This is a genomic window from Lysobacter sp. 5GHs7-4 (genome assembly GCF_021284765.1).
In the GTDB taxonomy this organism is placed as follows: Bacteria; Pseudomonadota; Gammaproteobacteria; order Xanthomonadales; family Xanthomonadaceae; genus Lysobacter.
This window is the reverse complement of the sequence record NZ_CP089924.1, coordinates 2,995,540-3,014,860: the sequence shown is the minus strand read 5'-3', so window position 1 is coordinate 3,014,860 and position 19,321 is coordinate 2,995,540. Positions and strand designations below refer to the sequence as shown.

The window sequence follows — 19,321 nt, the reverse complement described above, 5'->3', positions numbered from 1 at the left end:
CGCCGATCGGCGGATCAGGTCAGGGTGCGGTCGGAGGAGGCGCGTGATTCCGCGGCTCCCTGCTATCAACGTCGTGGCGGGCGCGCTCAGGACAAAACACGCGATGCGTATTGCTGAATCGGCGCCACAGCGGCGTAACGCATGACGCAAGCAACGCGCGATCGCCCGCGCTCGCGCCGCTTTCGTCGTGCGCTATTCGTCGTGCGCTATTCGTCGCGCAACGCGATGCCCGCCGCGCTCAGGCCTTCGCGCCAGGCCTGCAGCTTGTGCTCGGGCCGTTGCGACGCGTTGGCCGGACTGGTCGAAGGCAGTCTGAGCAGCGCAGGCCTTGGCGTCGCCAAGCCCGGCAACACCAACCGGCGGAAGCTGGTCTCCGCCTGCGCGCCGTTGAACAGCACTGTGCGCACCTGCGGGTGCGCGGCGAAGAACGCGGCGAAATCGTTCGCCTGCGGCGCGCGGATCGCGGTATCCAGGCTGCCCACGCGCTCGCAGCTGGCCAGCACGTCCCACAGCGCGATCCTGGCGTCGATCAGCCGCTGCAATCGCTGTTCGTAGGGCAGGGCGGGCGCGGCGCCGACCAGCGCGCCCATGATCGGCCAGAAGCGGTTTTGCGCATGCGCGTAGTAGCGCACGGCCGTCAGCGAGGCCTCGCCCGGCATGCTGCCCAGCACCAAGGCGCGCGCATCGGCGGCCGCGACCGGCGCGAAACTGCGCACGCGCGTGCCGTTCGCGTTCATTCGGCGTCGCGGAAATCGCCGGAACGGCTGGCGACCAGGGCCATGGCCACGCGCTCGGGCAAGACCTTGGCCAGGCCGGCGATAAAGCGGTTGGCGCCGCCGGTGATGCAGCGTGCGTCGCCGCGCTCGACCGCGTCCACGCCCAGGCGCGCCACCATCGCCGCGTCCAGCCACAGCCACTTGGGCAGGCGCGAGATGCGCTCGCGCATGCCGTTGACGTCGTGGAACTCGGTGTAGGTGAAGCCCGGGCACAGCGCGGTCACGTGCACGCCGCGCGGCTTGCTTTCCAACGCCAGCGACTGGCTGAAGCGGATCACGAAACTCTTGGCCGCGCCGTACAGCGTGTGCCCGGCCGAGGGCGGCGCCAGCCCGGCCAACGAGGCGATGTTGAGGATACGGCCGTGGCCGCGCCGTTCCATCTCGGGCAGGTAGCGGTGGGTCAGCTCGGCGACCGCGGTCACCATCACCTGCAGGAAGTCGGCGTGGACCTTCCAGTCGTCGGCCAGGTAGCGCCCCGGCACGCCGTAGCCGGCGTTGTTGACCAGGTGCCCGATCGCCAGGCCGCGGGCCTGGGTCTGCGCGTGCAGCCAGGCGGGGGCGGCCGGGTCGGCGAGGTCGGCGGCGATCACCTCCACCGCGACGCGGTCGCGCAGTTCGGCCGCCAGCGCCTGCAGGCGCTCCTCGCGGCGCGCGGTCAGCACCAGCGGCACGCCGCGGCGCGCGTACTCGCGGGCCAGCGCGGCGCCGATGCCGGCCGAGGCGCCGGTGATCAGGGCGTAGGGGGTGTTTGCGGTTTCGGGCATGGTGGGGTTCGTGGGCGGTCGTGTCGGGGGCCGGCGCGGCGCGCGGCGCGGGGGCTGCGGTAAACTTGCGTCCTTTCGTACCACGGAGTGGCCATGCGCCGCAGGATCGTCGCCGGAAACTGGAAGCTGCACGGCAGCCGCGAGTTCGCCTTCGGGCTGCTGGACCAGGTGGTCGCCGCCGCGGCGCCGGCCGGGGTCGAGCGCATCATCCTGCCGCCGCTGCCCTATCTGGGCGAGCTGATCGAGCATTACGCCGCCCGCGGCCTGGGCTTCGGCGCCCAGGACGTGAGCAGCAACGAGAAGGGCGCCTACACCGGCGAAGTCTCGGCGTCGATGCTCAAGGACGTGGGCGCCGGCTACGGCCTGGTCGGCCATTCCGAGCGCCGCCAGTACCACGCCGAGAGCAGCCAGCTGGTGGCGCGCAAGTTCGCCGCCGCCAAGGCCGCCGGCCTGGTGCCGATCCTGTGCGTGGGCGAGACCCTGGCCGAGCGCGAGGACGGCCAGACCGAGTTCCGCCTGCAGGAACAGCTGGCGCCGGTGCTGGAAGGCCTGGGCGTGGCGGCGCTGGAAGGCGCCATCCTGGCCTACGAGCCGGTCTGGGCCATCGGCACCGGCAAGACCGCCAGCCCGGAGCAGGCGCAGGCCGTGCACGCATTCATTCGTAGCGAAATCGCCGCGCACGATGCTAGAATTGCTGGCTCGCTACCCATTCTGTATGGCGGTAGCGTGAAGGCCGACAACGCCGCCGAGCTGTTTTCCCAGCCGGACGTCGACGGCGGCCTGATCGGCGGGGCCTCCCTGGTGGCCGCCGATTTCAACGCCATCGCAGCCGCGGCGGCATCCTGACGAACTTTCGGGCCCTCCCGGCGGTCGTCACAACGTAGCCAAAGAAAAGAATTCGACGATGCTGTTGTTCCTCAACGTCATCTATGTGTTGATCGCGATCGCCATGGTCGCGCTGATCCTGATGCAGCGCGGCGCCGGTGCGCAGGCGGGCTCGGGCTTCGGCGGCGGCGCTTCGGCGACGGTGTTCGGCGCGCGCGGTTCGTCCAACTTCCTGTCCAAGGCCACCAAGTGGCTGGCGATCGCGTTCTTCGCGATCAGCCTGTTCATGGCCTGGCAGGCCTCGCGTGGCGCCGCAGGCGGCGCCGCTCCGGCCTCGCAGGACGCCGGCCTGGCCGCCGAGATCGCCAACACCGCGAGCAAGCCCGCTCCGGCGCCGGCAACCGGCACCACGGTTCCCAGCGTTCCGGCGCAGACGGTGCCGGCGGCTCCGGCCTCGACCGTGCCCAGCGCTCCGGCCAGCACCGCGCCGCAGGCGCCAGCGGCCAGCGGAACCACGGTTCCGGCCGCTCCGGCCCCGCAGCAGGCCCCGCCGCAGCAGCAACCGGCTTCGGGCGGCTGACAAAGCGCGGTAACATATCGGTATGAGTCAAGCGGCCCGGAACGGACGACCGGGGCGCGGTCAGCAATGACCGAAAGGGTTTCGCGCGGTACTGACGAAGCGACGGCCAGGATGGCCCAGGTTTGATTGCCCAGATGGCGGAATTGGTAGACGCACTACCTTGAGGTGGTAGCGACGTAAGTCGTGGGGGTTCGAGTCCCCCTTTGGGCACCACACCTAAACTGCAGCAACACGCACCAACTACCCTAAGGTGCGGCACGCACGGCGGGCCGCGCCGCTGGCCTGATCGGCATAGTCGAACAGGACCGGACCGCCGAGCCAAGGCTGCACAAACGCAGCCAAGTAGCCGAGAGAACACCGAGTGCTGGCCGAATACCTGCCGACCCTGCTGTTCCTGATCGTCGCCAGCGTCATTGGCGTCGCCCTGTTGGTGGTAGGCAACACGCTCGGGCCCAAGCGCCCGACGGTGGAGAAACTGTCTCCATACGAATGCGGCTTCGAGGCCTTCGAGGCCGCGCGCATGCAATTCGACGTGCGCTACTACCTCATCGCCATCCAGTTCATCATTTTCGACCTGGAAATCATCTTCATCGTGCCCTGGGCCACCGTGTTCCGCGAACTCGGTGTGATCGGCCTGATCGAGATGGGCATCTTCGCCAGCATGCTCCTGCTCGGCTTCGTCTACGTCTGGAAGAAGGGAGCGCTCGAATGGGAGTGATCCAAACCGTCAGCGACACCGTTTCGGGTCTGATGCACAACCCGATTCCGGAAGGCCGCCTCGACGACATCCTGCGCCCGGAAGGCGACAACCCGCTGCTGCAGCAGGGGTTCGTCACCACCAATCTGGACACCCTGTGGAACTGGGCGCGCACCGGCTCGATGTGGCCGATGACCTTCGGCCTGGCCTGCTGCGCGGTCGAGATGATGCACGCCGGCGCCTCGCGCCTGGACCTGGACCGTTACGGTGTGGTGTTCCGCCCGTCGCCGCGCCAGTCCGACGTGATGATCGTGGCCGGCACCCTGGTCAACAAGATGGCCCCGGCGCTGCGCAAGGTCTACGACCAGATGCCCGACCCCAAGTGGGTGATCTCGATGGGCAGCTGCGCCAACGGCGGCGGCTACTACCACTATTCCTACGCCGTGGTGCGCGGTTGCGACCGCGTGGTCCCGGTGGACGTCTACGTGCCGGGTTGCCCGCCTACCGCCGAAGCGCTGGTCTACGGCATCCTGCAGTTGCAGCGCAAGATCCGCCGCGGCACCAACTTCGGCGAGCACAAGCAGGGTATGCGCTGACATGACGCAGACCGTTAACGCTTTCGCCGACAGCCTGCGCGCGCGCTTTCCCAATGCCGCCGTGGTCGTAGCGCTGCCGCGCGGCGAAGTGACGCTGGAAACCAGCGCCGCCGACTGGCTGGACGCGGCGCGCGCGCTGCGCGACGAGTTCGGCTTCGAACAATGCGTCGACGTCAGCGGCGTCGATTACCTCAGCTACGGCAGCGACGAGTGGGACACCGACGTGTCCTCGGAAGGTTTCTCGCGCGGCGTCGAAGGCAAGAGCGCCGGCCGCTTCGTCTGGGGCGAGTCGCCCAACGGCGCGCCGACCGCGCCCGCGCGCCGCTACGCCGCGGTCGCGCACCTGCTGTCCTACCAGCACAACCGCCGCCTGCGCCTGCGCGCGTTCGCGCAGAACGACGACCTGCCGACGGTGGCCTCGCTGACTCCGATCTGGCCGGGCGTGAACTGGTTCGAGCGCGAGGCGTTCGACCTGTTCGGCATCGTCTTCGAAGGACACCCGGACCTGCGCCGCATCCTCACCGACTACGGTTTCGTCGGCCATCCGTTCCGCAAGGACTTCCCGCTGATCGGCAACGTCGAAGTGCGTTACGACGCCGACAAGCGCCGCGTGGTCTACGAGCCGGTGTCGATCGAACCGCGCGTCGGCGTGCCGCGCGTGATCCGCGACGACGCCCGCTATCAGACGGCCGTCGGCGAAGCCGCGCAGCGCGCGGAGGTGAAGAAGTGAGCGCACTACCGACCGGCAAGGCCAGCAGCACGTCGGGCCTCAACAACGCCGAGATCCGCAATTACACCCTGAACTTCGGTCCCCAGCATCCGGCCGCGCACGGCGTGCTGCGCCTGATCCTGGAAATGGACGGCGAGGTCGTGCAACGCGCCGATCCGCACATCGGCCTGCTGCATCGCGGCACCGAGAAACTGGCCGAGTCCAAGCCCTTCAACCAGTCGATCGGCTACATGGATCGCCTGGACTACGTGTCGATGATGTGCAACGAGCACGCCTACGTGCGCGCGATCGAATCCCTGCTGGGGATCGAGGCGCCGGAGCGCGCGCAGTACATCCGCACCATGTTCGACGAGATCACCCGCATCCTGAACCACCTGATGTGGGTGGGGTCCAACGCGCTCGACCTGGGCGCGATGGCGGTGTTCCTGTATGCGTTCCGCGAGCGCGAAGAGCTGATGGACTGCTACGAGGCGGTCAGCGGCGCGCGCATGCACGCGGCGTACTACCGTCCAGGCGGCGTCTACCGCGACCTGCCGGACCGCATGCCCAAGTACCGCGAATCGCCGTGGAAGAAGGGCGGCAGCCTCAAGCGCTTCAACGAGTGGCGCGAAGGCTCGCTGCTGGACTACCTGGACGCGTTCACCAACGACTTCCCCAAGCGCGTCGACGAGTACGAGACCCTGCTCACCGACAACCGCATCTGGAAGCAGCGCACCGTCGGCGTGGGCGTGGTGTCGCCGGAACAGGCGCTGGCCTGGGGCATGACCGGGCCCATGGTCCGCGGCTCCGGCATCGCCTGGGATCTGCGCAAGAAGCAGCCCTACGCCAAGTACGCCGAGGTGGATTTCGACATTCCGGTCGGCGTCAACGGCGACTGCTACGACCGTTACCTGGTGCGGATCGCGGAAATGCGCGAGTCCAACCGCATCATCAAGCAGTGCGTGCAATGGCTGAAGGCCAATCCGGGCCCCGTCATCGTCGACAACTTCAAGGTCGCGCCGCCCAGGCGCGAGGAAATGAAGGACGACATGGAAGCCCTGATCCACCACTTCAAGCTGTTCTCGGAAGGCTATTGCGTGCCGGCCGGCGAGACCTACGCCGCGGTCGAGGCGCCCAAGGGCGAGTTCGGCTGTTACCTGGTCTCCGACGGCGCCAACAAGCCGTTCCGCTGCAAGCTGCGTGCGCCGGGTTTCGCGCACCTGTCTTCGATGGACGAGATCGTGAAGGGTCACATGCTGGCCGACGTGGTGGCCATGATCGGCACCTACGACGTCGTGTTCGGCGAGATCGACCGCTGATCGCCCCCGGGGCGAGCGGCGATCACTGAGGAATAGAGCGAATGAAGGCGACTGGCAATTTCGAAACCGCGCAGCATGTCGATCCGATGGCGGTGCTGTCGGACAAGACGCGCGCGCATATCGATCACTGGCTGAGCAAGTTCCCGCCGGACCGCAAGCGTTCGGCGGTGCTGCAGGGTCTGCACGCCGCGCAGGAGCAAAACGGCGGCTGGCTGAGCGACGAGCTCATCGCCGGCGTCGCCAAGTACCTGGGCCTGCCGCCGGTGTGGGCCTACGAGGTCGCGAGCTTCTACTCGATGTTCGAGACCGAGAAGGTCGGCCGCCACAACGTCGCCTTCTGCACCAACATCAGCTGCTGGCTCAACGGCGCCGAGGACCTGGTCCGGCACGCCGAGAAAAAGCTGGGCTGCAAGCTCGGCGAGTCCACCGCCGACGGCCGCATCTTCCTCAAGCGCGAGGAAGAATGCCTGGCCGCGTGCTGCGGCGCGCCGGTGGTCGTCGTCAACGGTCATTACCGCGAGAAGCTCGACACCGCCAAGGTGGACGAGATTCTCGACGGGTTGAAGTGAGGCAGGGCCCGATGGCGCACCACGATCACCACGACTATTCGCAGGGCTACGGCCCGGTCGGCCCGGCTCCGCAGGAGCATCAGGTCGTCTACACGACCCTGCATTTCGACACGCCCTGGTCGTACGAGAACTATCTCAAGACCGGCGGTTACGCGGCGCTGCGCAAGATCCTGAGCGAGAAGATCGACCCGGCCCAGATCATCGACATGGTCAAGGGTTCGGGCCTGCGCGGCCGCGGCGGCGCGGGCTTCCCGACCGGCCTGAAGTGGAGCTTCATGCCCAAGGGCAGCGGCACCCAGAAGTACATCCTGTGCAACTCGGACGAGTCCGAGCCGGGCACGGCCAAGGACCGCGACATCCTGCGTTACAACCCGCATTCGGTGGTCGAGGGCATGGCGATCGCCTGCTACGCCACCGGTTCGACCGTGGCCTACAACTACCTGCGCGGCGAGTTCCATCACGAGCCGTTCGAGCATTTCGAGCAGGCGCTGAAGGAAGCCTACGAGCACGGCTGGCTGGGCAAGAACGTGCTGGGCAGCGGCGTCGACATCGACATTTACGGCGCGCTCGGCGCCGGCGCCTACATCTGCGGCGAAGAAACCGCGCTGATGGAATCGCTGGAAGGCAAGAAGGGCCAGCCGCGCTACAAGCCGCCGTTCCCGGCCAACTTCGGCCTGTACGGCAAGCCGACCACGATCAACAACACCGAGACTTACGCCTCGGTGCCGGCGATCATCCGCAACGGCGCCGAGTGGTTCCTCAACCTGGGCAAGCCCAACAACGGCGGTCCGAAGATCTTCTCGGTGTCCGGCCACGTCGCCAATCCGGGCAACTTCGAGATCCGTCTGGGCACCTCGTTCGCCGATCTGCTGCAGATGGCCGGCGGGATGCGCGACGGCCGCAAGCTCAAGGCGGTGATCCCGGGCGGTTCCTCGATGCCGGTGCTGCCGGGCGAGACCATGATGGCGCTGACCATGGATTACGACGCGATCCAGAAGGCCGGTTCCGGCCTGGGCTCGGGCGCGGTGATCGTGATGGACGAGACCACCTGCATGGTGCGCGCCTGCCAGCGCATCGCGCGCTTCTATTACAAGGAAAGCTGCGGCCAGTGCACGCCCTGCCGCGAAGGCACGGGCTGGATGTACCGCATGCTGACGCGCATCGTCGAGAAGCAGGCCACGCTGGACGACCTGCAGATGCTGCGCGCCGCCGCCGGACAGATCGAGGGCCACACCATCTGCGCGTTCGGCGAGGCCGCCGCGTGGCCGGTGCAGGGTTTCCTGCGCCACTACTGGAACGAGTTCGAGTACGCGATCGTGAACAAGCGTTTCCTCGTCGACGATCAAGCCGCCGGTACGGTGGTCGAGAAGGTGGCCGCATGAGTGCGCAGCCGGTCAATCCGAACCTGCCGCCCGACCACGTCACCGTCTTCATCGACGGCGTCGAGACGGCCGCGCCCAAGGGCTCGATGATCATCCAGGCCGCGGACAAGGTCGGTATTCCGATCCCGCGCTTCTGCTACCACGACAAGCTCAGCATCGCGGCCAACTGCCGCATGTGCCTGGTCGAAGTCGAGAAGATGCCCAAGCCGGCGCCGGCCTGCGCCACGCCGGTGATGGACGGCATGAAGGTCGTCACCCGCAGCGAAAAGGCGCTCAAGTCGCAGCGCAACGTGATGGAGTTCCTGCTGGTCAACCACCCGCTGGACTGCCCGATCTGCGATCAGGGCGGCGAGTGCGAGCTGCAGGACCTGTCGATGGGCTACGGCCGTTCGGTCAGCCGCTTCGCCGAGCGCAAGCGCGTGGTGCCGGACGAGGACATGGGCCCGCTGGTCGCCACCGAAATGACCCGCTGCATCCAGTGCACTCGCTGCGTGCGCTTCACCGCGGAAGTCGCCGGCACCTACGAGCTGGGCGGCATGTACCGCGGCGAGAACCTGCAGATCGGCACCTACGACGGCAAGCCGCTGACCACCGAGCTGTCCGGCAACGTCATCGACGTCTGCCCGGTCGGCGCGCTGACCAACAAGGTGTTCCAGTTCCAGGCCCGTCCCTGGGAACTGACCGCGCGCGAGTCGCTGGGCTACCACGACGCGCTGGGCAGCAACCTGTTCCTGCACGTGCGCCGCGGCGACGTGCTGCGCGCGGTGCCACGCGACAACGAAGCCGTCAACGAATGCTGGCTGTCGGACCGCGACCGTTATTCGCACCAGGGCCTGTACGCCGAAGACCGCGCGACCGCGCCGATGGTCAAGGACGGCGGCGAATGGCGCGAGACCACGTGGGAGGACGCGCTGGCGCGCGCCGCCAAGATACTGCGCGACAACGGCGCCGACGCGCTGGGCGTGCTCGCGCATCCGGCGACCTCGAACGAGGAGGGCGCCTTGCTCGCGCGCCTGGCCGACAGCCTGGGCACCGGCAACCTCGACCACCGCATCGGCCAGCACGATCTGTCCGACGGTGCGGTCGCCGAAGCCTTCGCGATGCCGGTTGCCGAGTTGTCGCAGGCCGACGTGATCGTGATCGTGGGCAGCAACCTGCGCCACGAACTGCCGCTCGCGCACCAGCGCGTGCGCAAGGCCTGGACCCGCGGCGCCAAGGTGCATGCGGTCAATCCGGTCGATTTCGACTTCACCTTCGAGCTGGCCGGCAAGCGCATCGTCGCGCCGTCGCAGCTCGCCGCCGCGCTCGCCGATGGCGAGCTGCGCGACGCCGCCAAGGCCGGCACGCGCGTCGCCATCGTGCTGGGCGCGCTGGCCGAGAACGGTCCGCACGCGGCCGCGATCCGTGCCGCCGCCGCCGATTTCGCCGCCGCCACCGGTGCCGCGCTGTGCCGCATCCCGCAGGGCGCCAACGCGCTGGGCCTGAGCCGTCACGGCGTGCTGCCCAGCGCGCGCGACGCCCGGGGCATGCTCGCCGATGCGCGCAGCGCCTATGTGATCTACGGCATCGAGCCGGGTCTGGATTTCGCCGACACCGCGACCGCGCTGAAGGCGCTGGGCCAGGCCCAGGTCGTGGCGTTCAGCCATTACGCCTGCCGTTCGACCCGCGCTGTCGCCGACGTGATCCTGCCGATCGGGCTGCTGCCGGAAATCGACGCCAGCCTGACCAACCTCGACGGCCGCGACCAGAACGCGAACGCCGGCGGCAAGCTGCCCGGCCAGGCGCGCGCCGGCTGGCGCGTGCTGCGCGCCCTCGGTGGCGAGCTGGGCGCCAACGGTTTCGATTTCACCGATCTGGCCGGCCTGCGTGCGGGCATCCAGACGCGCGACCTCAAGCCGGTGGCCGGCAAGGCCGCGAACGTGGCGGGCGAGGGCTTCGAGGTCGCCGCCAGCATCGCGATCTACCGCAGCGACGCCACCGTGCGCCGCGCGGCCGCGCTGCAGTCGCATCCGCTCAATCTGGAACCGCGCGCCGTGCTGCATCCGCTCGACGCACAGGCCGTCGGCCTCGCCGATGGCGTGGTCGGCAAGTTCGGCACCGCCGCCGGTACCGCGACCCTGCCGGTCGCCACCAGCGACAAGGTCGCGCGCGGCACGGTCTGGATCGAAAGCGGCCACGGCGCCACCGCGCCGCTGGGCGCCGGTCGCGTGCAGGCGGGGAGGGCTTAAGCCATGACGGACGGTATGTTCACTAGCCAACTGGTCGACCCGACCCGCGAATGGTTCCTGTCGTTCGGCAACGCCGGCGCGGTCGCCTGGATCGTGCTGAAGATCCTGCTGATCGCCATGCCGGTGATCATCACCGTGGCGTTCTACGTGGTCTGGGAGCGCAAGCTGATCGGCTGGATGCACGTACGCCGCGGTCCGATGTACGTGGGCATGGGCATCCTTCAGGCCTTCGCCGACGTGTTCAAGCTGCTGTTCAAGGAAGTGATCCAGCCGGCCCGCGCCGAGCCCTTCCTGTACAAGCTGGCGCCGCTGCTGACCCTGGCGCCCGCGTTCGCGGCCTGGGCGGTGGTGCCGTTCGATACGCAGCTGGTGCTGTCCAACGCCAACGCTGGCCTGTTGTACCTGCTGGCGATGACCTCGCTGGGCGTGTACGGCATCATCCTGGCTGGCTGGGCCTCGAACTCGAAGTACGCCTTCCTCGGCGCGATGCGCGCCGCGGCGCAGGTCGTGTCCTACGAGATCGCGATGGGCTTCGCCATGGTCGGCGTGATGGTCGGCGCCGGCAGCCTCAACCTCACCGACATCGTGATGGCGCAGTCCGGCAACGCCGGCGCGCTGGAGTGGTTCGCGCTGCCGATGCTGCCGCTGTTCGTGGTGTATTTCATCTCCGGCGTGGCCGAGACCAACCGCGCGCCGTTCGACGTGGTCGAGGGCGAGTCCGAGATCGTCGCCGGCCACATGGTCGAGTATTCGGGTTCGGCGTTCGCGCTGTTCTTCCTGGCCGAATACGCCAACATGATCCTGATCAGCTTCCTGACCTCGATCTTCTTCCTCGGCGGCTGGCTGAGCCCGTTCCAGGGCCTGGGCATCCCGTTCCTCTCGGTCGACGGCTGGTGGTGGCTGTTCGCGAAGGTGTTCTTCTTCGCCAGCTGCTTCATCTGGTTCCGCGCCTCGTTCCCGCGTTACCGCTACGACCAGATCATGCGCCTGGGCTGGAAGGTGTTCATTCCGCTCACCATCGCCTGGATCTGCGTGGTCGCGGTGATGGCGTACTACGGCGTGTTCGAGCCCGGCGTGTAAGGACAGGCCTCCAAAGACATGAATCGCATCGTTTCCTACTTCAAGAGCCTGCTCCTGATCGAGCTCGCGCAGGGCCTGGGGCTGACGCTCAAGTACCTGTTCAAGCCCAAGTACACGCTGATGTACCCGATGGAGAAGACGCCGCAGTCGCCGCGTTTCCGCGGCGTGCACGCGCTGCGCCGCTATCCCAACGGGGAAGAGCGCTGCATCGCCTGCAAGCTGTGCGAGGCGGTGTGCCCGGCGCTGGCGATCACCATCGACTCGACCAAGCGCGAGGACGGCACCCGCCGCACCACGCGTTACGACATCGACCTGTTCAAGTGCATCTTCTGCGGTTTCTGCGAAGAGTCCTGCCCGGTCGACTCGATCGTGGAAACCCACATCCACGAATACCACTTCGACCAGCGCGGACAGAACATCGTCACCAAACCGCAGCTGCTGGCGATCGGCGACCGTCTCGAATCCGAGATCGCCGAGCGCCGCGCCGCCGACGCCGCCTTCCGCTGAGTGCCCGATATGGATCTCGCCCAGATCGCTTTCTACGTCTTCGCCTTCGCGGCCACCGCAGCCGCGGTGGCGGTGATCAGCGTCAAGAACCCGGTGCACGCCGCGCTCAGCCTGGTGCTGACCTTCTTCTCGGTCGCCTGCGTGTGGATCATCGCCGGCGCCGAGTTCCTCGGCGTGGCCCTGATCCTGGTCTACGTCGGCGCGGTGATGGTGCTGTTCCTGTTCGTGGTCATGATGCTGGACATCGACGTGGCGCCGCTGCGCGAAGGCTACGTGCGCTATCTGCCGGTCGGCCTGCTGGTGGCGGTGGTGATGCTGGTGGAGATGCTGACCCTGATCGGGGTCAAGGCCAACGTCGCCGTGCCGCTGACCGCCGATCCGTCCGGCGGCGAGAACACCAAGTGGCTGGCGCGCGCGCTGTTCACCGACTTCCTGCTGCCGTTCGAGGTCGCCGCGGTGATCCTGACCGTGGCGGTGATCGCCGCGGTGATGCTGACCCTGCGCCGCCGTCCGGGCGCCAAGCACCAGAACCCGTCGGAGCAGGCGCGCGTGCGCGCCGGCGACCGCCTGCGCATGGTCAAGATGGAGGCGACCAAGCCCTTGTCGGTCGAATCCGAACCCGAGCCCGAAGCGCCCGCCCAGGAGGCCAAGCCGTGAGCGAATTCTTCGGAGCCGGTCTGGCCCTGGGCCACTACCTCGCGCTGGGCGCGGCGCTGTTCTGCATCAGCGTCGCCGGCATCTTCCTCAACCGCAAGAACGTGATCGTGCTGCTGATGTCGATCGAGCTGATGCTGCTCGCCGTCAACATCAACTTCGTCGCGTTCTCGCGCCAGCTGGCCGATCCGGCCGGTCAGGTGTTCGTGTTCTTCATCCTGACCGTCGCCGCCGCCGAGGCCGCCATCGGCCTGGCGATCCTGGTCACGCTGTTCCGCAACCGGCGCACGATCAACGTCGCTGAAATCGACACGATGAAGGGCTGACCGGCATGCAACCCGTCGTACTTTCCAAGTCCGTCCTGCTCGCGATCGTGCTCGCGCCCCTGCTGGGCGCGATCGTCGCCGGTCTGTTCCGCCGTCAGGTCGGCCGCGCCGGTGCGCACACCGTCACCATCCTGGGCGTGGCCGCCAGCTGCGCGCTGTCGTGCTACGTGCTGTGGCAGCTGGTCGCGCAGGCCGCGCTCCCGTTCAACGAGAACCTCTACACCTGGTTCCAGGTCGGCGGCATCGAGGCCAACGTCGGCTTCATGGTCGACAAGTTGACCGCGATGATGATGGTGGTGGTCACCTTCGTCTCCTTGCTGGTGCACATCTACACCATCGGCTACATGGCCGAGGATCCGGGCTACCAGCGTTTCTTCAGCTACATCTCGCTGTTCACCTTCTCCATGCTCATGCTGGTCATGAGCAACAACTTCCTGCAGCTGTTCTTCGGCTGGGAAGCGGTGGGCCTGGTGTCGTACCTGCTGATCGGCTTCTGGTTCAAGCGTCCGACCGCGGTGTTCGCCAATCTCAAGGCCTTCCTGGTCAACCGCGTCGGCGACTTCGGCTTCCTGCTCGGCATCGCCGGCATTCTGTGGGCGACCGGTTCGCTCGATTACGGCGTGGTGTTCGCCAAGGCCAGCGACATCGCCGGCCGCACGATCGGCATCTGGGGCGGAAGCCTCAGCCTGTTCGGCCACACCTGGGCGATCACCGCCGAGCCGGTGATCTGGTCGGCGGCGACCGCGATCTGCATCTGCCTGTTCATCGGCGCCATGGGCAAGTCGGCGCAGGTGCCGCTGCACGTGTGGCTGCCGGACTCGATGGAAGGCCCGACCCCGATCTCGGCGCTGATCCACGCCGCGACCATGGTGACCGCGGGCATCTTCATGGTGGCGCGCATGTCGCCGCTGTTCGAGCTGTCGCAGACCGCGTTGAACTTCGTGCTGTTCATCGGCGCCACCACCGCGTTCTGGACCGGCCTGATGGGCATCGTGCAGAACGACATCAAGCGCGTGGTCGCGTACTCGACCCTGTCGCAGCTGGGTTACATGACCGTGGCGCTGGGCGTGTCGGCGTACTCGTCGGCGGTGTACCACCTGATGACCCACGCCTTCTTCAAGGCGCTGCTGTTCCTGGCCGCCGGCTCGGTCATCATCGGCATGCACCACGAGCAGGACATGCGCAAGATGGGCGGCCTGCGCAAGTACATGCCGATCACCTACTGGACCAGCCTGCTCGGCACGCTGGCCCTGGTCGGCACGCCGTTCTTCTCCGGCTTCTACTCGAAGGACACCATCATCGAGGCCGCGCACCACGCCGCCAACGGCGCGCACGCGACCTGGGTGTCGCAGTACGCCTACTACGCGGTGTTGCTGGGCGCCTTCGTGACCGCGTTCTACAGCTTCCGCCTGCTGTACATGACCTTCCACGGCAAGGAGCGTTTCCGCGACGCCCATGCCGACCACGGTCACGATGCGCACCACGATGCGCACGACGCGCATAAGCACGACGGCCACGCCCACGACGAGCATGCGCACGACGACCATGGCCACCACGGTCCGCACGAGCCGCACGAGTCGCCGTGGGTGGTGACGCTGCCGCTGATCCTGCTGGCGATCCCGTCGGTGCTGATCGGCTACTTCACCGCCGGCCCGATGCTGTTCGGCACCGACTGGACCGGTCATGTGCAGCAGCTGCCGTACTTCCTGGGCGCGATCGACCTGGCGCCGCTGCGCGACACCGTGGCGCTGGTGGGTAAGGAGGCGTGGGAGCACGGTCCGACCGGATTCGCGCTGCACGGCTTCGTCGCGCCCGCGTTCTGGCTGGCTTTCTCCGGCTTCGCCCTGGCCACGATCATGTACTGGTGGAAGCCGGAGCTGCCGGCCAAGGCGCGCAAGCTGTTCGCGCTGCCGATCCGCGTGCTGGAAGAGAAGTTCTACTTCGACAAGCTCTGGATCGACGGCTTCGCCGCCGGCGGCGTGCGCATCGGCAAGGCCTCGCGCGAGGTCGACAGCCGCCTCATCGACGGCGGTGTCGTCGAAGGCAGCGCGCGTCTGGTCGACTTCGTCGCCGGGATCGTGCGCCGCGCGCAATCCGGTTACCTCTATCACTATGCCTTCGCGATGATCCTCGGCCTGATTGCACTGCTGGCCGTGCTGATTCGCTACTGGCGCTAACCCGACAAGGACCGAGACGTGAGCCCCGAGCCCTTGCAGAGCACCGTACCCTTGCTGAGCACCTACTTGCTGTCGGCGATCATCTGGCTGCCGATCGTCGGCGGTCTGGCCACCCTGGCGTTCGGCCACCAGCGCGCCGGTTCCGCGCGCTGGTTCGCGCTGGCCATCGGCCTGGTCACGCTGGCGCTGAGCGTGTTCCTGTTCAGCGGTTTCGACCACGCCAACCCCGGCATGCAGTTCCTCGAGGACCGCGCCTGGATCCCGGCCTACGACATCCGCTACCACCTGGGCGCCGACGGCATCTCGGTGGCCCTGATCGGCCTGACCACGCTGACCACGGTGCTGGTGCTGATCAGCGCCTGGGGTTCGATCGACAAGCGCGTCAACCAGTACTACGCGGCCTTCCTGATCCTGGAAGGCTTGATGGTGGGTGTGTTCTCGGCCATGGACGCGATGCTGTTCTACGTGTTCTTCGAGGGCATGCTGATCCCGATGTTCATCATCATCGGCGTCTGGGGCGGCCCGCGCCGCGTCTACGCCGCGGTGAAGTTCTTCCTGTACACCTTCCTCGGCTCGGTGTTCATGCTGGTCGGGCTGATCTACCTGTTCCTCAAGAGCGGTAGCTGGCAGCTGGCCGACTGGTACGCGCTGTCGCTGACCGCGACCGAGCAGATGTGGTTGTTCTTCGGATTCCTGATCGCCTTCGCGGTCAAGGTGCCGATGTTCCCGGTCCACACCTGGCTGCCGGACGCGCACGTCGAGGCGCCGACCGCCGGTTCGGTGATCCTGGCCGCGATCATGCTGAAGATCGGCGGCTACGGCTTCCTGCGCTTCACCCTGCCGGTGGTGCCGGACGCGGGGCAGGAGTGGGCCTGGCTGGTGATCGCGCTGAGCCTGATCGCGGTGGTCTACGTGGGCCTGGTCGCGCTGGTGCAGGAGGACATGAAGAAGCTGATCGCGTATTCGTCGGTCTCGCACATGGGCTTCGTCACCCTGGGCACCTTCATTTCCTTCGCCCTGGTGCGCGACTACGGCAACGTCGACGCCGCCCGCCTGGGCCTGCAGGGCGCGATGGTGCAGATGATCAGCCACGGCTTCGTGTCGGGCGCGATGTTCACCTGCGTCGGCGTGCTCTACGACCGCATGCACAGCCGCATGATCAAGGACTACGGCGGCGTCGCCAATGTGATGCCCTGGTTCGCGGCGTTCGTGGTGCTGTTCGCGATGGCCAACTCCGGTCTGCCGGGCACGTCGGGCTTCGTCGGCGAATTCATGGTGATCCTGGCCGCGTTCCAGAAGCATCCGATGATCGGCTTCGTCGCCGCCACCACCCTCATCATCGGCGCCGCCTACACCCTGTGGCTGGTCAAGCGCACGATCTGGGGCGAGGTCGGCAACGCCCATGTCGCCGAACTGGAAGACATCAATCCGCGCGAGGCGCTGGTGCTGGGCGTGTTCGCCGCCGGCGTGCTGCTCCTGGGCGTCTATCCCAAGCCGCTCACCGACCTGATGGAACCGGCGATCGCCAACCTGGCGACGCAGATCGCCACCTCCAAGCTGCCGATGGGGCTGTAACGCATGAACATGCCTGTACGAGGACTCGCCGACCTGATGCCCTTGCTGCCCGAGCTGGTGGTGATCGTCGGCGCGTTCGCGCTGCTGATGATCGACCTGTTCGTGCCCGAGCGCCGTCGCATCGTCAGCCACGCCTTCGCGATCGTCGTGCTGATCGTCGCCACCGCCCTGATCGCCTTCGGCGTGGGCGGGCAGGGCACGGTGCTGGGCGGCATGTTCGTGCGCGATACCGCCGCCGACGTGCTCAAGCTGGCGATCGGCGTGGTCAGCGTGCTGTCGATGATCTACACCTGGTCCTACCTGCGCGAGCGCGAGCTCTACAAGGGCGAGGTCGCCGTGCTGATGCTGTTCGCCACCGCCGGCATGATGCTGTTGGTCTCGGCCGGCAGCCTGGTGATGGTCTACCTGGGCCTGGAAATGCTGGCGCTGTGCTCCTACGCGCTGGTCGCGATCGACCGCGACAGCCCGCTGGCCTCGGAAGCGGCGATCAAGTATTTCGTGCTGGGCGCGCTGGCCTCGGGCCTGCTGCTGTATGGCCTGTCGCTGATCTACGGCGCCACCGGCTCGCTGGACCTGGGCCAGATCGGCGCCAGCGCCTACGGCAATCCCTCGTCGCTGATGCTGATCACCGGCGTGGTGTTCGTGGTGACCGGCATCGCCTTCAAGTTCGGCGCCGCGCCGTTCCACATGTGGCTGCCCGACGTCTACCAGGGCGCGCCGACCCCGATCACGCTGTTCATCGGCTCGGCGCCCAAGCTGGCCGCGTTCGGCATGACCTACCGCCTGCTCGAAGTCGGCGTCGGCCCGCTCGACGATCACTGGCGCCTGGCCCTGGCCTGGCTGGCCGTGATGTCGCTGGCGATCGGCAACCTCAGCGCGCTGGTGCAGACCAACCTCAAGCGCCTGCTGGCGTATTCGACCGTCTCCCACGTCGGCTTCCTGTTCCTGGGCATCGCCGGCGGCGGCGAGCAGGGCCTGGCGGCGGCGATGTTCTACGCGATCAGCTACTCGCTGATGTCGGCCGCGGCCTTCGGCGCGATCGTGGTGCTGTCCAGCCGCGGCTTCGAGGCCGACCGCATCGACGACTACAAGGGCCTCAACGCCCGCAGCCCGTGGATGGCCGGTCTGGTCCTGTGCGTGATGGCCTCGCTGGCCGGCCTGCCGCCCTTCCTGGGGTTCTGGGCCAAGCTGGCGGTGCTGCGCGCCGCGCTGCAGGGCGGGATGATGTGGCTGGCGATCGTCGGCATCGTGTTCGCGGTGATCGGCGCCTTCTACTACCTGCGCGTGATCAAGGCCATGTACTTCGACGAGCCCGACGGTGCGCAGCCCGCGCTGCGCGAGGACCGTCCCTTGAACGTGGTGTTCGGCGTCAACGCCCTGGCCCTGTTGGCCCTGGGCCTGGCCTGGAACCCGATCATGGCCTGGTGCCAGCGCGCTTTCGCGGGCTGATCGGCGGACTGAAAATAAAGGCGCGGCCGGCGCTTGAAAGCCGGCCGCATGCCTACATGTTGTGTGTCGCGGCAAAGCCCCATCACTGGATGTAGAAAAAAAAAGTGAATGCGGGCTTGCAGGAAGTTTAGTCGGCCGTTATGATGGTCGGCCTGATGCGGGGTGGAGCAGTCTGGCAGCTCGTCGGGCTCATAACCCGAAGGTCGCAGGTTCAAATCCTGCCCCCGCTACCAGCTTCGGTTCGAAGCCGCCGGTTCAACGGCGGTCAGTAAGGAAGCCTCTTCACCGAGGCTTTTTTATCGAACCAGGTCGGGCTTTGTGAAGGCGCTCTGCTCGCGCCGTCACACCGAAATCCAGTTGTACGGACAAGGGGCCCACCGGGCCCCTTGTTGTTTTTCGCGTTCGTGTTTTCGCATCGGTTCGTCCGAAACACCGTTCAACGTAACGATCGATCCCGCTACGCCGTCGATCCTAAGCCGCAGGAGTCAGCGCTTGTCGGATAAAGCCGTCCAAATCGCCGCGATGCTCGCCCCGACGATCCGTTCGCTGGGCGTGGAATTGCTGGGCGCCGAATACCTGCCGTCGCCCGGCAGCGCGGTGCTGCGCCTGTACATCGACGTGCCCGCCGACGACGCCAGCGGCGCCGACGGCGAGCCGCGCATGGTGACGATCGAGGATTGCGAGGCGGTGAGCCGCGAAGTGTCGGCGCAGCTGGACGTCGAGGATCCGATCAGCGGCAACTACACCCTCGAAGTGTCGTCGCCGGGCATCGACCGCCCGCTGTTCGCGCTGGACCATTACGCGCGCTTTGCCGGCCAGACCGCCAAGGTCGGCCTGAAGCTGCCGCATGAGGGCCGTCGCAGGCTGCAGGGCGAGATCGTCGGCGTCGAGGGCGCGCAGGTGGTGTTCGCGATCGACGGCGCGCGTTACAGCGTGCCGTTCTCCAACATCGACAAGGCGCGGCTGGTGCCGGACTGGGCCGCGCTGGGACTGGCGCCGACCAAGCCGGGCAAGGCCAAGCCCAAAGACGACAAGAAAAAACCGGCGAAGCCCAAGACTTCATAAGGGCGCGGGCTTCGCGACGCATTGGCAATCCAACGAGCATTAA

Annotated in this window: 19 protein-coding genes and 2 tRNA genes; 19 read left to right on the top strand and 2 right to left on the bottom strand. The window is 67.3% G+C overall.

Translation table 11 applies throughout. From position 1 onward, the window contains the following. Window positions 1-206: 206 nt before the first annotated feature. Both LVB77_RS13620 and LVB77_RS13615 read right to left on the bottom strand, forming a co-directional pair. Entirely contained in the window at window positions 207-737 is a 531-nt protein-coding gene (locus LVB77_RS13620; protein WP_232906637.1) for a DNA-deoxyinosine glycosylase, read from the bottom strand. Then, on the bottom strand, window positions 734-1,540 hold the full coding sequence (locus tag LVB77_RS13615) for an SDR family oxidoreductase (protein WP_232906636.1): 807 nt from the start codon (window positions 1,538-1,540) through the stop codon (window positions 734-736). The genes LVB77_RS13620 and LVB77_RS13615 overlap by 4 nt, the downstream gene beginning before the upstream one ends. Before the next feature lie 93 nt (window positions 1,541-1,633). Here LVB77_RS13615 and tpiA point away from each other — a divergent pair, with 93 nt between their 5' ends. The 19 genes from tpiA (at window position 1,634) to rimP (ending at window position 19,278) form a co-directional block, all read left to right on the top strand. Beyond that, complete coding sequence (gene tpiA / locus LVB77_RS13610; protein WP_232906635.1) at window positions 1,634-2,386, top strand: triose-phosphate isomerase; 753 nt, start codon at window positions 1,634-1,636, stop codon at window positions 2,384-2,386. A gap of 58 nt (window positions 2,387-2,444) precedes the next feature. Then, window positions 2,445-2,945: a preprotein translocase subunit SecG gene (gene secG / locus LVB77_RS13605; protein WP_232906634.1), complete on the top strand. Its 501-nt coding sequence runs from the start codon at window positions 2,445-2,447 to the stop codon at window positions 2,943-2,945. A gap of 128 nt (window positions 2,946-3,073) precedes the next feature. Beyond that, window positions 3,074-3,158: transfer RNA gene (locus LVB77_RS13600), tRNA-Leu, on the top strand. A gap of 148 nt (window positions 3,159-3,306) precedes the next feature. Continuing rightward, complete coding sequence (locus LVB77_RS13595; RefSeq protein WP_232906633.1) at window positions 3,307-3,663, top strand: NADH-quinone oxidoreductase subunit A; 357 nt, start codon at window positions 3,307-3,309, stop codon at window positions 3,661-3,663. After that, window positions 3,654-4,238 carry an NADH-quinone oxidoreductase subunit B gene (locus LVB77_RS13590; protein ID WP_232906632.1) on the top strand — a complete coding sequence of 195 codons (585 nt, stop codon included), beginning with the start codon at window positions 3,654-3,656 and terminating at the stop codon, window positions 4,236-4,238. Before LVB77_RS13595 ends, LVB77_RS13590 begins: the two co-directional genes overlap by 10 nt. 1 nt (window position 4,239) lies before the next feature. Then, window positions 4,240-4,968: an NADH-quinone oxidoreductase subunit C gene (locus LVB77_RS13585; protein ID WP_232906631.1), complete on the top strand. Its 729-nt coding sequence runs from the start codon at window positions 4,240-4,242 to the stop codon at window positions 4,966-4,968. Next, entirely contained in the window at window positions 4,965-6,266 is a 1,302-nt protein-coding gene (locus tag LVB77_RS13580) for an NADH-quinone oxidoreductase subunit D (RefSeq protein ID WP_232906630.1), read from the top strand. Before LVB77_RS13585 ends, LVB77_RS13580 begins: the two co-directional genes overlap by 4 nt. A 41-nt stretch (window positions 6,267-6,307) precedes the next feature. Next, window positions 6,308-6,835, top strand: a complete 528-nt coding sequence (nuoE, locus tag LVB77_RS13575; RefSeq protein WP_091637096.1) for an NADH-quinone oxidoreductase subunit NuoE — start codon at window positions 6,308-6,310, stop codon at window positions 6,833-6,835. Between the two features lie 11 nt (window positions 6,836-6,846). Continuing rightward, complete coding sequence (nuoF, locus tag LVB77_RS13570) at window positions 6,847-8,217, top strand: NADH-quinone oxidoreductase subunit NuoF (protein WP_232906629.1); 1,371 nt, start codon at window positions 6,847-6,849, stop codon at window positions 8,215-8,217. Then, on the top strand, window positions 8,214-10,445 hold the full coding sequence (gene nuoG / locus LVB77_RS13565) for an NADH-quinone oxidoreductase subunit NuoG (protein WP_232906628.1): 2,232 nt from the start codon (window positions 8,214-8,216) through the stop codon (window positions 10,443-10,445). Before nuoF ends, nuoG begins: the two co-directional genes overlap by 4 nt. A 3-nt stretch (window positions 10,446-10,448) precedes the next feature. Then, entirely contained in the window at window positions 10,449-11,525 is a 1,077-nt protein-coding gene (nuoH, locus tag LVB77_RS13560; RefSeq protein ID WP_232906627.1) for an NADH-quinone oxidoreductase subunit NuoH, read from the top strand. A gap of 18 nt (window positions 11,526-11,543) precedes the next feature. After that, window positions 11,544-12,032: an NADH-quinone oxidoreductase subunit NuoI gene (gene nuoI, locus LVB77_RS13555; RefSeq protein ID WP_232906626.1), complete on the top strand. Its 489-nt coding sequence runs from the start codon at window positions 11,544-11,546 to the stop codon at window positions 12,030-12,032. A gap of 9 nt (window positions 12,033-12,041) precedes the next feature. Then, on the top strand, window positions 12,042-12,689 hold the full coding sequence (locus LVB77_RS13550; RefSeq protein WP_232906625.1) for an NADH-quinone oxidoreductase subunit J: 648 nt from the start codon (window positions 12,042-12,044) through the stop codon (window positions 12,687-12,689). A 26-nt stretch (window positions 12,690-12,715) separates the two neighbouring features. Then, window positions 12,716-13,012: an NADH-quinone oxidoreductase subunit NuoK gene (nuoK, locus tag LVB77_RS13545; protein ID WP_196778881.1), complete on the top strand. Its 297-nt coding sequence runs from the start codon at window positions 12,716-12,718 to the stop codon at window positions 13,010-13,012. Between the two features lie 5 nt (window positions 13,013-13,017). Next, a complete protein-coding gene (nuoL, locus tag LVB77_RS13540) occupies window positions 13,018-15,189 on the top strand; it encodes an NADH-quinone oxidoreductase subunit L (protein WP_232906624.1) in 2,172 nt (723 codons plus the stop codon). A 54-nt stretch (window positions 15,190-15,243) separates the two neighbouring features. After that, complete coding sequence (locus LVB77_RS13535; protein WP_232910292.1) at window positions 15,244-16,764, top strand: NADH-quinone oxidoreductase subunit M; 1,521 nt, start codon at window positions 15,244-15,246, stop codon at window positions 16,762-16,764. A 9-nt stretch (window positions 16,765-16,773) separates the two neighbouring features. Further along, the gene (gene nuoN, locus LVB77_RS13530) at window positions 16,774-18,213 is read left to right on the top strand and encodes an NADH-quinone oxidoreductase subunit NuoN (RefSeq protein WP_232906623.1); all 1,440 of its coding nucleotides are present in this window, start codon (window positions 16,774-16,776) and stop codon (window positions 18,211-18,213) included. 156 nt (window positions 18,214-18,369) lie between these two features. After that, window positions 18,370-18,446, top strand: a tRNA-Met gene (locus LVB77_RS13525). 259 nt (window positions 18,447-18,705) lie between these two features. Continuing rightward, on the top strand, window positions 18,706-19,278 hold the full coding sequence (gene rimP / locus LVB77_RS13520; protein WP_232906622.1) for a ribosome maturation factor RimP: 573 nt from the start codon (window positions 18,706-18,708) through the stop codon (window positions 19,276-19,278). Window positions 19,279-19,321: the final 43 nt, after the last annotated feature.